Raw genomic sequence first — 13,013 nt, 5'->3', positions numbered from 1 at the left:
TGACATGCACATCGTGTCCCTCGCCGGCGGCATCGGCGGCGCCCGTTTCCTGCGCGGCCTGCGCGCTACCGCCCCCGACGCCCAGATCACCGTCATCGGCAACACCGGCGACGACATCACCCTCTTCGGCCTGCGGATCTGTCCCGACCTGGACACCGTGATGTACACGCTGGGCGGCGGCATCAACGAGGAGCAGGGCTGGGGCCGGGAGAAGGAGACGCACACGGTCAAGGAGGAGCTGGCCGCGTACGGCGTGGAGCCGCAGTGGTTCGGGCTCGGCGACCGTGACTTCGCCACCCACATCGTGCGCTCGCAGATGATGGAGGCGGGCTACCCGCTCTCACAGATCACCGAGGCGCTGTGCGCGCGCTGGCGCCCGGGGGTACGGCTGCTGCCCATGAGCGACGACCGCTGCGAGACCCACGTCGTGATCACCGACGGGCAGGGGCGGCGGGCGATCCACTTCCAGGAGTGGTGGGTCAAGCTGCGCGCCTCGATCCCGGCCGAGTCGATCGCCCTGATCGGCGCCGACACCGCGCGGCCCGCGCCCGGCGTCCTGGAGGCGATCGAGGAGGCCGACGTCGTGATCCTCCCGCCGTCGAACCCGGTCGTGAGCATCGGCACGATTCTCCAGGTGCCCGGCATCAGGGGCGCGCTGCTGGCCAAGACCGTGGTCGGCGTCTCCCCGATCATCGGCGGCGCGCCCGTGCGCGGCATGGCCGACGCGTGCCTGACCGCGATCGGGGTGGAGACCAGCGCCCAGGCGGTTCTGGAGCTCTACGGCCCGGACCTGATCGACGGCTGGCTGGTCGCGCCGGAGGACGACGGAGTGGCCGTGGACGGCATCCGGGTCGAGTCCCGCCCCCTGATCATGCACGACGCCGACGCGGCCGCCGACATCGCCCGCGCCGCCCTCGACCTGGCCCTGGACCTCAACCGATGACCACCCCCGAAACCCGACCAACACCCCCGGAAGGGACCACCCCCGAAGGAGTTGCCCCGGAAGGAGCTCTTCCTGGAGGGGCTTCCCCCGAAGGGGTTTCCCTGGAGGGGGGTGTTCCCGGAGAGGTTCGGGTGTTGCCGGTTCTGGGGTTGCCCGACGTGCGCCCCGGCGACGACCTGGCCGGGTTGCTCAAGGGGGCGGATCTGCGGCCCGGTGACATCGTGGTCATCACCTCGAAGATCGTCAGCAAGGCCGAGAACCGCCTCCGGCACGCCCCCGACCGCACCGCCGCCATCGAGGAGGAGACCGAGCGCGTCGTGGCCAGGCGCGGCGACATGGTCATCGCCCAGACCCGCCATGGCTTCGTCATGGCCGCAGCGGGCGTGGACAACTCCAACGTCGCCCCCGGCACGGTCCTGCTCCTGCCCGAGGACAGCGACGCCTCCGCCCGCCGCATCCGCGCCGGCCTCCCCCACGGCGTGGGCGTGATCATCTCCGACACGTTCGGCCGCCCGTGGCGCAACGGCCTCACCGACGTGGCCATCGGCGCCGCCGGCGTGCTCCCCCTGGAGGACTTCCGCGGCGGCGAGGACGCCTACGGCAACCCGCTCAACGCCACCGTCACCGCCCTGGCCGACGAGATCGCCGCGGCGGCGGAACTGGTCAAGGGCAAGCTGGCGGGCGTCCCCGTCGCGGTGGTGCGCGGCCTGGCGCACCTGGTGACCGCTGCGGACGGCCCCGGTGTACGCCCGCTGATCCGCCCCGCCGACGAGGACCTCTTCCGCTACGGCTCCCGCGACGTGGTCCCCGCCCGCCGCACCGTCCGCGACTTCACCGACGCCCCGGTCGACGCGTCGCTGGTACGGCAGGCCGTCGAAGCCGCCTTCACCGCCCCGGGCGCCGAGCACACCCGGTTCGCCCTGGTGGAGTCGCCGGCCGTACGCGAGAAGCTGGTGCGGGCCCCGTACCTGGTGGTGCCCTGTGTGACCGAGCCGGGCGAGCGGGCGGCGGCCAGGGCGGGCGCGGCCGTGCAGAACCTGTTGATCCAGCTCGCGATGGAGGGACTCGGCTCGGCGTGGCTGCCGCCGGGCGGCGGCGAGGAGATCCTGGATCTTCCCGAGGGCTGGCGGCCGATCGGTCTGGTGGCGGTGGGCCATCCCGCCGAGACCCCCGCCGACCGGGAGCCCCAAGATTTTGCGGGCCGCATCGTGCTGCGCTGATCTGACTCTTCCCAGCACTTAGGGGTAAAGCAGGCATTTACCCTTAGGAAACTTTCCTTTATGTTCGGGGTATCCCCCCATGTAGAGGAGCATTTTTATGAGAAGGGTGCTCACGTTAGCCAGCGCGATGCTCGTGGCGATATCCGCCACGATCTTCGTCGCTTCCCCGGCGCTCGCCCACGGCTACGTCAACTCGCCCCCGAGCCGGCAGTACAACTGCAAGCTCGGCAAGGTGCAGAACTGCGGACCCATCGTCTGGGAGCCGCAGAGCGTCGAAGGCGCCAAGGGCCAGCGCAACTGCCACGCGGGCGACTCACGCTGGGCTCCGCTCAGCGACGAGAGCAAGCCGTGGCCGGTGACGAACGTAGGCTCGTCCACCAGCTTCAGCTGGACGTTCACCGCCCGCCACGCGACGCTGTCGTACGAGTACTACATCGGTGGCACCCGCGTCGGCTACGTCGCCGGAAACGGCCAGCAACCGGGAGCCACGGTCACGCACAACGTGAACCTGTCCGGCTTCAGCGGCCGCCAGAAGGTCCTGGCCATCTGGAACATCGCCGACACCGCCATGGCGTTCTACGCCTGCGTCGACGTCAACATCGGCGGCGGCCCCGGCCAGCCCACGCCCACTCCCACCCCCACACCGACACCGACCCCCACCACCCCCACACCGACTCCCACCGCCACCAACCCTGGTGGCACCTGGGCGGCAGGCACCGCCTACGCACCGGGCAACACCGTCACCTACGCCGGACAGTCCTACCGTTGCCTCCAGTCGCACACCGCGATAGCGGGATGGGAACCACCCAATGTCCCGGCTCTTTGGCAGCGGGCCTGAATCCATGCAGCAGCAAGTTCGTGACGCGGGTGTGTCACTGTTCCGCATCGTGGTCGGGCTGCTGTTCGCCTGTCACGGTGCCGCCAAGCTCTTCGGCGTGCTCGGCGGACCTCGTGGCGGCACTCCACCGGCCTTCCTCGAATGGCCGTCATGGTGGGCCGCGGTGATCGAACTCGTCGCGGGTGGCCTGGTCCTGCTGGGACTGGCCACCCGGGCGGCGGCGTTCCTCGCCGCCGGTGAGATGGCTTACGCCTATTTCACCGTCCACCAACCCAAGGGGCTCTTTCCCCTCATCAACGGCGGTGAGCTCGCCGCCCTCTTCTGCTGGTCGTTCCTGATCCTCGTTCTCATCGGGAGCGGCTCGTGGTCGCTGGACACGGTGGTGGCACACCTCCGCCGCCGCATGAAAGTTCCCCAAGGCCCCTAGCGGTCTTTGTGGACGGGCACCCGCTCCGTGCGGCGGGTGGCGGGTGCCCGCGGCCCCTCAGGTGGCCTTGCAGGTGGGGTGGCACAGGCGGCGCGCCAGCGCGGCCAGGAACACCTCGATGATCTCCCCCGGCTCCTGCGCGACGTGCAGCGAGCCGTTGGTGGCGGTGGTGATCTCCGACAGACCCGCGCGGTCCACGCCGGAACCGAAGGCGATGATGACGATCTGCACAGGCTTGTCGGGGTCCCACTCAGCGCGCAGGCGGTCGAGCAACTGACGGCGGGTCAGGCCCTTGCCGTCGTCCCTGCCCGCGGTGATGACGAGGAGCGTGTTGTTCATCTCCTCGCGGAACTCGCCGCCGACCTCGCGAAAGCCGCTCAGGATCGCGTCGTGCAGCGAACTGTCCAGGCCGGGGTGGACGGTGATGGCCGAGGTCAGCTCGTCGAGCCGGCCGCGGCGCACGACCTGCCCGGACTCCGGCTCGTTGATCGGGCCGAGGCCCACGCGCTCGCGATATCCCTTGGTACGGCCCAGCGTGTCCGCGAACTCCCACATCCCCATGTGCGTCGAGTCGGGGAAGAGCTGCAGCCCGATCTTCGCCGCGGCCAGCGCGGTGCCGAGCCGGTCGGTCATGTGCTTGGAGGTGTCGGCCAGCACCAGGATGTTGGTCGGCGGCGCCAGCCTGCTCCAGGCCTGCAGCGCCGCGTCGATCTCCGCCGGTGAGATGGACGGCCGGGTGCGCGGCGTCTCGGCGGGGATCTGCGGGCCGGGTGAGATCGGCCCGAGCGTGCCGTCACCGGAGCGGAACCCGGCCCGGCGCACGAGTTCCTGCGCCTCGTCGCCGCGCAGCCAGTCGGCGAAGACCGTGGAGGCCTCGGCCACCTCGGGGTCGGTGGCGGTGACGACGTAGGGGTAGTCGAGGCTGATGGTGCCCTCACGCGGATGTAAGGCGACCACCGGATCGGCGGAGGGCCGCCGGTTGTGCTCGCGCACCGACTGCTCGGGGACGATCACCACCGGCCGCTGCCAGAACGCCCGGTCGTCCACCGCCGCGAGCATCGAGCGGTAGTCGGGGGCCGAGCCGGCCTGCGCCCAGCGGACGAACGCGGTCAGCGCCCGGTCGGCGGAGGCGCCGGTGCCGACGACGTCCCTGGCCGCGGCGACGGTGGCGATGCCCGCTCCGGCCAGCGAGGGGTCGGGCACGCGTACCACGTCGGGCTCGTTCTCGTTGGGGCGCAGCCGCCCGCGTACGGTCGAGGGGAAGACCATGCGCCAGTTCATCTCGGTCCTGCCCACCGCGAAGCGTTCGGCCAGCGACTGGCGGGTGGCGAAGACCAGCGGCGAGGTCGCCACCGTGCTCTGCCCGGCCGGCAGCGCGCTGGCGCCCTGCTTGCGGGCCAGCCGGATCCAGGCGGAGGAGTCGGCGATCCAGCCGTCGGGCCGCTGGCGCAGCACGCCGGCGCGGTCGCCGATGAGCGTGCGCAGCACGGTCGCCGGCGGCTGCTCGGTCACCTGGACGAGGACGCAGCGCCCGCCCGTGGCCGTCTTCGTCTCGTTGAAGCGCTCGGCCGCCAGCATCGCCACAGGTGCCACATCGACCGCGGCGGCCACACTGACCAGAACAGGCTCTCGCGTCGAGCACAGGGGTCCGCCACCGCCGAAGACGACCACGAAACCGGCGACCAGAACGGCCACGGCCGCCAGCCCCGCCAGTATGCCTCGGCCGAGTGCCTGCCTCCGCCGCTGCTCAGGCGCCGGAGCGGCGCGGTGTCGAGCCAACCGCACGGTGCTACCTCTCCATTCGGGAGTGACGATTCTCCCAGCGCCGCCCGGGGGCGGCGCAAGGTCAGGTAGAACTTGTTATAACTAAACGATCCTGAGGACGCTACGGCAGACGCCGTCACTCTTGGCCGAAGCGGCCAGCCTTTCCGCGTCCGGCCGGCCGTACCCGGTGGTGCGCTGGTGGAGGGGACGGCCGGTCGGCGCGACCATCTCGCCGATCTCCGTGATCGTCTTGTAGGAGCCGTTCTCGGAACCGGCCATGCGGCTGATCGTCTCCTCCATCAGCGTGCCGCCCAGGTCGTTGACGCCGCCCTGGAGCACCTGCCGGCACAGGTCGTCCTGGAGCTTCACCCACGAGCACTGGATGTTCTTGATCGAGCCGTGCAGGAGGATCCTGGCCAGCGCGTGCACGGCGCGGTTCTCCTGCGCGGTCGGGCCGGGCCTGGCGATGCCGGCCAGGTAGATCGGGGCGCTGTGGTGCACGAACGGCAGCAGCACGAACTCCGAGAAGCCGCCGGTCTCCTGCTGCAGGCTCCTGATGAGCTTGATGTGCTTGACCCAGTGCAGGTGGTTGTCGACGTGGCCGTACATCATCGTGGAGGTCGTCGGCAGGCCGACCCTGTGCGCGGTGGTGATCACCTCGACCCATTCCCTGGTCGGCAGCTTGCCCTTGGTCAGAACCCAGCGCACGTCGTCGTCCAGGATCTCCGCGGCGGTGCCGGGCAGCGAGTCGACCCCGGCCTCCTTCGCCGCGTGCAGCCAGTCCTCGATCGACAGGTTGGTACGGCTGGCCCCGTTGACCACCTCCATCGGCGAGAACGCGTGCACGTGCATGTCCGGGGTACGCGCCTTGACCGCCTTGGCGATGTCGAAGTAGGCGGTGCCCGGCAGGTCGGGGTGGATGCCGCCCTGCATGCAGACCTCGGTCGCGCCCGCCTGCCACGCCTCGGCGGCCCGGTCGGCGACCTGGTCGAGGCTGAGCGTGTAGGCGTCGGCGTCGGTACGCCGCTGGGCGAAGGCGCAGAAGCGGCAGCCGGTGTAGCAGACGTTCGTGAAGTTGATGTTCCGGTTGACGACGAAGGTCACGTCGTCCCCGGCGGCCTCGCGGCGCAGGTCGTCGGCGATGCGGGTCAGCTCGTCGAGGGCCGGGCCGTCGGCGCCGAGCAGCGCCACCGCCTCGGCGTCGCTCAGGCCCGCGGGGTCGGACTCCGCGCGGCGCAGCGCCTGGCTCAGGTCGCCCAGGATCGCCGCGGGCGCGGCGGCGGGCAGCCGCTCGCGCAGCGCGTCCCAGTCGCCGTAGACGTTGTCGAAGTCGTCTCGGCGGTCGGTCGTACGGCCCTCGGTGTCCACGGCGGTGTGCAGGTCCACCCGGCCGGAGGCGGAGAAGCCGCCGTCGGGCTCCTGCCAGGGGATGCCCTTCAGGACCGCGTCCTCCCTGGCCAGGCCGGTCTCCGGGTCGGCCAGGGCGCTGATGTGCGCCATCACGCGGGGGTCGGTCCAGGGCTCGCCGGCCAGCACGTACTCGGGGTAGAGGGTCAGGCGCTCGCGCATGCCGTACCCGGCGGCGCCGGTGCGGGCGGCCAGGTCCTCGATCTGCGGCCACGGTTGCTCGGGGCTGACGTGGTCAGGCGTCACCGGCGAGACGCCGCCCCAGTCGTCGATGCCGGCCCTGACCATCAGCTCGAACTCGCCGCCGATGAGGTTCGGCGGCGCCTGGATGCGCATCCTCGGGCCGAGCACCAGCCGCGCGACGGCGATGGTCGCCGCCAGTTCGCGCAGGTCGGCGTCGGGCATGCCGCGCATCGCCGTGTCCGGCTTGGCGCGGAAGTTCTGGACGATGACCTCCTGGACGCCGCCGTACTCGCGGGCGACCTTCCTGATCGCGAAGATCGACTCGGCGCGGTCCTGGACCGTCTCGCCGATGCCGATCAGCACGCCGGTCGTGAACGGCACGTTCGACCTGCCGGCGTCCTCCAGCACCCGCAGGCGCACCGCGGGGTCCTTGTCCGGCGAGCCGTAGTGGGCCTCGCCCTTCTCGGTGAACAAGCGCGTGGAGGTGGTCTCCAGCATCATCCCCATCGACCCGGCGACCGGCTTCAGCCGCTGGAAGTCGCGCCAGGTGAGCGCGCCCGGGTTCAGATGCGGCAGCAGGCCGGTCTCCTCCAGTACCCGGATCGCCATCGCGCGGACGTAGGAGATCGTGTCGTCGTAGCCGTGCGCGTCCAGCCACTCGCGCGCCTGGTGCCAGCGGTCCTCGGGGCGGTCGCCGAGCGTGAACAACGCCTCCTTGCACCCCAGGGCGGCGCCCTGCCGGGCGATCTCCAGCACCTCGTCGGGGCTGAGGAACGGGGCGGGCAGCTTGTGCGGGGCCGTCGCGAACGTGCAATAGCCGCAGCGGTCGCGGCACAACCGGCTCAGCGGGATGAACACGTTCTTGCTGTACGTGATCACCCCGTCCCGCCCGGCGTTGCGCAGCCCGGCGTCACGCACACGTCCGGCGTGTTCGAGCAAAGTGTCGAGGTGCCCGTCGCGGGCGTGCAGCAGAACGGTCGCCTCGGTGACGTCGAGTGCCTTGCCATCGCGGGCGCGGGCGAGCGCCCGGCGCAGAGCGGAATCACTGACCACAGTCATAGCGGCACGATACGACCCTCTGAGTCTCTGTAGCGCACCCAGCCCTCGGTATGACGCCCGCTCCTCCCTAGGACCTACTCCTCCAACCCTCCTCAGGTCCCTTTCCCTGACCGGGTTCCGCAACTGATGATCAAGTCATGCGAAGATTCGCCGCCCTGTTAACAGGGCTGTTGGTTCCCCTGTCCCTGCTGGCGCCCACGGCCTCGGCCGCGACGCCCGCCAAACCGGCCGTCGCGTGGGCTCCGTGCCCGGAGGATCCGGCCGTCGAATGCGGGACGCTGGCCGTACCCGTGGATTGGAACAACCCGGCGAGCGGCACCTTCAACGTCGGCGTGGCGCGGCGCAAGGCCACCGACCCGTCCGCCAGGATCGGCGCGTTCGTGCTGGGCGCCGGCGGGCCCGGCGGGTCCGGGGTCGAAGAGGTGCTCTTCGCCCCGCAGTACCTCAGCCCCGAGCTCCTGCGCCGCTTCGACGTCGTCGGCCTCGACCCGCGCGGCACCAACCGCAGCAACCCGGTGCTCTGCTCCACCGCGGTGCTGGCCGAGGCGCCCCACCCGCTCATGACGAGCCAGGCCGACTTCGACAAGCGGCTGGCCTACAACGAGCGGCTGCGCGCCGACTGCCGGGCGCGTACCGGCCCGGTCTTCGACCACGTCGACTCGCTCAGCACCGCCAAGGACCTCGACGCCTTCCGCGCCGCGCTCGGCGAGCGTCAGATCACCTACTGGGGCGGTTCCTACGGCACCCTGCTCGGCCAGCTCTACGCCGAGAACTTCCCCCAGCGCGTACGCGCGCTGACGCTCGACAGCACCATGGACCACAGCCTCGGCACCCGCGGCTTCATGGACACCGAGACGTGGGGCGCGCAGGACGCGTTCAACGAGTTCGCCGCATGGTGCAAGCGTGAGACCTCCTGCCTGCAGCACGGCAAGGACCTGCGGGCGATCTGGAAGGACCTCCTGGCCCGCGCCGACCGTGGCGAGATCTCCGTCCCCGGACAGCCCGGCGCGAAGCTCACCGCCTTCGACATCGTCAGTTTCGCTGTCGGCCGCTTCTACGACCCGCGCGGCTGGCCGGAGCTCTCCCGGACCATCGACGAGCTGCTCAGCACCGGGACGCTGAGCACGGGCGCCCTGACCCCGGCCGTCGACCGTACACAGGAGGTTCAGCCGAACCCGTTCCAGATCTTCTGCCTGGACTTCCGCCTGCCCGTGCGCGACTACCGCGAGTGGAACTCACACGTCCGCCGCCAGAGCAAGATCGCGCCCGACATGCGCTACAGCAGCCTGGCGATCTTCCCGGTCGTCTCCTGCCTCGGCCAGCCCGCCCCGATCCCCAACCCGCAGCACGACCTGAAGGTCCGCACCAAGACCCCGCTGCTGGTGGCCAACTCACTGCACGACCCGGCCACGGTCTACCCGTGGGCGCTCGGCACCGCGCGGCAGCTCGGCCGCTCGGGCCGGCTGCTCACCTACGAAGGCTGGGGCCACATCGTCTACGGCCGCGGTGCCTGCGCGACCGGGACGATCGACGCGTACCTGCTCTCCCAGCGCCTGCCCGCGCCCGGCGCCCGCTGCCCCGCGGTGCCGCCGTCCGAGGTCAGGTCTCTGCGGGAGTTCACGCCGCCGAAGCCCGGCACCCCCGGATGGGGTTTCCCTTCTTGATCCGGTACGGCTGACGCCGTCCCCTTGACCCGCGCGGTCGTCCAGGCCGCGCGGGTACGGGCACACTGGAGGCGTGAAAGAGCGAGCGTGGACGCCGGACGAGCCCGTTGACGTGGGCCTCGTCGTGGGCCCGCACCGGCGCGGCAGCGGCGACCCCACCTGGCGGCAGGGGCGCGACGGCGCGATCTGGCGCACGTCCCGCACGCCCGCCGGCCCCGGCACCCTGCGCGTCTCCCTCAAATCCTCCACCGTCTACGGCCACGCCTGGGGCCCGGGAGCGGACTGGCTGTTGGAAACGTTGCCCGGGTTGATGGGGGCTGACGATGATGCTTCCGGATTTACCGTGAAACATGCGGTTTTGGAGGACGTTTTCCGGAAGCACAGGGGGCTGCGCATCGGGCGTACCGGCCGCGTCATGGAAGCCCTCGTGCCCGCCGTCCTGGAGCAGAAGGTCGTCGGCCGCGAGGCGTGGCGGGCGTGGCGCTGGCTACTCAACCGCTACGGCGAACCCGCCCCCGGCCCGGCCCCCGAAGGCATGCGCGTCGTGCCGGAACCCGGTGTCTGGCGCGAAATCCCCACCTGGGCGTGGCACCGGTCGGGGGCGGAGGCCGTACGCGCGAAAACCATCGCGACCGCGGCCTGGCACGCGACGAAACTCGAGTCCGCGACGACCAGCGCCGAGGCCGACCGCCTCCTGCGCACCCTGCCCGGCATCGGCGTGTGGACCTCCGCCGAGGTCCGCCAGCGCGCGTTCGGCGACCCGGACGCCGTCAGCGTCGGCGACTTCCACCTGGCCAAGATCGTCGGCTACGCACTGACCGGCGAAAAGACGGACGACCCCGGCATGATGCGCCTCCTGGAGCCCTACACCGGCCACCGCCACCGCGCCACCGTCCTGATCGGCCTGACCGGCCTCCGCCCCCCACCCCGAGGCCCCCGCATGCCCATCCGCGACTACCGCACCTTCTAACTCCCCCTCACGGCACCTCTCTTCAGTGAGCACTCCCCGCACCACCTCCCGGCGATCCCCACCACGCACCCCAGCAGAGACTGCTCGGGCAACCCACAAAACCCGGAGCGAAGCCACCCCAAGCGTGGACACCCCAAGCACACAGGCAGCCCGGCCCCGGCGCGGCGCACCCCGCGCCACCGCCACCGAACACTGCGTGCGCTGGGGCGCCGCGTGCCCGGCCCGCCGCGTGTCTGGGGGCGCCGCGTGTCTGAGGGGGTCGCGGGTGCCCGTGTTGTCTGGGGGTTAGACGTCGCTGGAGTAGCGGACGGCGCAGTCCGGGAGCTGGATGTCGGGCCACACCCGGATGCCCGCCTGCAGTTCGTTGCCCGCCCCCACCACCGCCCGGTCGCCGATCAGCGCGTCGCGTACCACCGCGCCCGCGGCGATCCGGGCTCCCGCGCCCACCACCGAGTCGGTCACCGTGGCACCGGCGCCGACCACGCAGTCGTCCAGCAGGATGCTGCCCGTCACCGTGGCGCCCGCCTCGACCCGGGCCCCGGCGCCCACGACGGTGCCGCCCACCGCCTTCGCCTCCGGGGACAGGAGGGCGCCGGGCAACGCCAGGTGCTCGCCGGTCGGGCCGGGGAGCGCGGGTGAGGCCAGCTTGCCGAGTACGAGGTCGCGCGAGCCCTGGACGAGCGCCGCCGGCGTGCCGACGTCCAGCCAGTACGTGCGGTCGGCGTAACCGAGCACGAGTTCGCCCGACTCGATGAGCCCCGGGAAGGTCTGCCGTTCGACGGACACGACCTCCCCGGCGGGAATCGAGTCGATCACCGACCGGGTGAAGACGTAGCAGCCCGCGTTGATGCGGTTGGTGACCGGGTTGGGGGTCTTCTCCAGGAAGGCGGTGACCCGGCCCGAGGAGTCGGTGGGCACGCAGCCGAACCGGGTCGGGTCGTCGACCTCGGTGAGATGGAGGGTGACGGCGGCCTGCCGGTCCACGTGGCCGCGTATCTGGTCACCGATGTCGTGACCGGACAGGATGTCGCCGTTGAGCACGAGGACGGGCGCGTCGGAGGAGACGGTCAGGGCTTGGGCGGCGTTGCGGATGGCACCGCCGGTGCCGAGGGGCGTCTCCTCGGTCATGTACTCCAGCTTGAGCCCGAAGTCGGCGCCGTCGCCGAAGACCGGCTCGAACATCGACGCCTTGTAGGAGGTGGCGAACACGATGCGGCGCACCCCGAACGAGCGGGCGCGCGCGAGCTGGTGCGCCAGGAACGGCACACCGGCGGTCGGCAGCAGCGGCTTGGGCGTGCCCAGTGTCAGCGGGCGCAGGCGCGTACCCTGGCCCCCGACCAGGAGGATCGCCTCGAGGCCTGGCAAAGAGCTCTCCATCACTCCGCGAGGTTATCCAACTATTCGACCGCCCGTTGATAGGAGCAGAGATGCGCCTCGGCCGAGGCGTCCCAGGTGAACTCGCGGGCCCGCGCCAGTCCGGCCCGATGGAGCTGCTCCCGCCGTTCGGAGGAGGCCAGGAGCTGGCCGAGCGCCGTGGCGATGCTGTCGGCGTCCGGCTCGCTGTACGCCACCGCGTCCCCGCCCACTTCGGGCAGCGAGGTGCGGTGGGTGGTCAGCACGGGCGTACCGCAGGCCATGGCCTCCAGCACCGGGAGCCCGAAGCCCTCGCCCTTCGACGGGAAGGCCACCACCAGCGCCCCGCCGAGGAACCCGCGCAGGTCGGGGCTGCGCAGGTAGCCGGGGCGGATGACCCTGACCGTGGCCTCGACCTCGCGGCAGGCGGCGTCGACGTCGTCCTCGTGCACGCCGCCGCCGATCACCAGCGCGGGCGGGTCGGGCAGGCTCTTGACGGCCATGGCGAAGCCGCGGATGAGGTTGGGAACGTTCTTACGCGGTTCCAGCGCGCCGAGGAAGGCGACGTAGCGCTGGTCGCGCAGTCCGCACCGCTCGGCCGCGCGCCGGGTCTCCTCTTCGGTCGGCGGGTGGAAGATCTCCTGGTCGACGCCGTGGTAGGCGACGTCGATGCGGGTGGGGTCGGCGGCCAGGACGCGGACGAGTTCGTCGCGGGTGGCTTTGGAGGGCACGATGACCCGCCGGGCGTGTCGCACGGCGGTGCGCGTGGCCGAGCGGAAGAAGGACGCTTTGACCGTGCCGTGCTGGTCGGGCTCGGTGAACCAGGTGACGTCGTGGACGGTCACCACCGTCGGCAGGCCGGAGCGCAGCGGGATGGAGTAGTAGGGCGCGTGGATCACGTCGGCTCCGGCCTGCCGGGCGAGCAGGGGTACCCCGGTCTGCTCCCAGGCGAGCCTGGTGGCCCGGTTGGTGATGGCGACGGGTCCGGGCAGGATCCGCGCGGAGGGCGCCAGCCTGCCGTAACGCTCCGCGTCGGAACGCTGGCAGACCACCACGAGGTCGGCCCCGGCCCGGTGAAGGGCGCCGATGAGGCCGTCTACATATCGGATCAACGCACCGCGGTCAGCGGGGACCGCGGCGGCGTCGACAAGCACACGAGGCATACGAAGATCTTCTCCCCTCAAG

Annotated in this window: 10 protein-coding genes; 6 read left to right on the top strand and 4 right to left on the bottom strand. The window is 71.4% G+C overall.

Going from position 1 to position 13,013, the window contains the following annotated elements:
* Positions 1–4: 4 nt before the first annotated feature.
* From cofD to ACIBKY_RS02770, 4 genes are all read left to right on the top strand, one after another.
* The gene (cofD, locus tag ACIBKY_RS02785; RefSeq protein ID WP_397093874.1) at positions 5–943 is read left to right on the top strand and encodes a 2-phospho-L-lactate transferase; all 939 of its coding nucleotides are present in this window, start codon (positions 5–7) and stop codon (positions 941–943) included.
* A 131-nt stretch (positions 944–1,074) separates the two neighbouring features.
* Positions 1,075–2,163: a coenzyme F420-0:L-glutamate ligase gene (locus tag ACIBKY_RS02780; protein ID WP_397093873.1), complete on the top strand. Its 1,089-nt coding sequence runs from the start codon at positions 1,075–1,077 to the stop codon at positions 2,161–2,163.
* Between the two features lie 97 nt (positions 2,164–2,260).
* Positions 2,261–3,001 (top strand): lytic polysaccharide monooxygenase, encoded by a 741-nt coding sequence (locus tag ACIBKY_RS02775; RefSeq protein ID WP_397093872.1) that lies wholly within the window; start codon positions 2,261–2,263, stop codon positions 2,999–3,001.
* 4 nt (positions 3,002–3,005) lie between these two features.
* Positions 3,006–3,428, top strand: coding sequence for a DoxX family protein (locus ACIBKY_RS02770; RefSeq protein WP_379609885.1), 423 nt, complete (start codon positions 3,006–3,008; stop codon positions 3,426–3,428).
* A gap of 57 nt (positions 3,429–3,485) precedes the next feature.
* Here the strand turns inward: ACIBKY_RS02770 and ACIBKY_RS02765 are convergent, their stop codons facing one another.
* Positions 3,486–5,123: a substrate-binding and VWA domain-containing protein gene (locus ACIBKY_RS02765; protein ID WP_397093871.1), complete on the bottom strand. Its 1,638-nt coding sequence runs from the start codon at positions 5,121–5,123 to the stop codon at positions 3,486–3,488.
* A 171-nt stretch (positions 5,124–5,294) separates the two neighbouring features.
* Entirely contained in the window at positions 5,295–7,841 is a 2,547-nt protein-coding gene (locus tag ACIBKY_RS02760) for a bifunctional FO biosynthesis protein CofGH (RefSeq protein ID WP_397093869.1), read from the bottom strand.
* A gap of 137 nt (positions 7,842–7,978) precedes the next feature.
* Here ACIBKY_RS02760 and ACIBKY_RS02755 point away from each other — a divergent pair, with 137 nt between their 5' ends.
* Entirely contained in the window at positions 7,979–9,505 is a 1,527-nt protein-coding gene (locus tag ACIBKY_RS02755) for an alpha/beta hydrolase (RefSeq protein ID WP_397093868.1), read from the top strand.
* Between the two features lie 73 nt (positions 9,506–9,578).
* Positions 9,579–10,475, top strand: a complete 897-nt coding sequence (locus ACIBKY_RS02750; protein ID WP_397093867.1) for a DNA-3-methyladenine glycosylase family protein — start codon at positions 9,579–9,581, stop codon at positions 10,473–10,475.
* Positions 10,476–10,760: 285 nt separating this feature from the next.
* Here the strand turns inward: ACIBKY_RS02750 and ACIBKY_RS02745 are convergent, their stop codons facing one another.
* Both ACIBKY_RS02745 and ACIBKY_RS02740 read right to left on the bottom strand, forming a co-directional pair.
* On the bottom strand, positions 10,761–11,852 hold the full coding sequence (locus ACIBKY_RS02745; protein ID WP_397095433.1) for a sugar phosphate nucleotidyltransferase: 1,092 nt from the start codon (positions 11,850–11,852) through the stop codon (positions 10,761–10,763).
* 20 nt (positions 11,853–11,872) lie between these two features.
* Entirely contained in the window at positions 11,873–12,991 is a 1,119-nt protein-coding gene (locus ACIBKY_RS02740) for a glycosyltransferase family 4 protein (protein ID WP_397093866.1), read from the bottom strand.
* Positions 12,992–13,013: the final 22 nt, after the last annotated feature.

Source organism: Nonomuraea sp. NPDC050394 (genome assembly GCF_044459065.1).
In the GTDB taxonomy this organism is placed as follows: Bacteria; Actinomycetota; Actinomycetes; order Streptosporangiales; family Streptosporangiaceae; genus Nonomuraea.
Note: the sequence above shows the minus strand (reverse complement) of the source record. Positions and strands in the feature narration are given on the sequence as shown.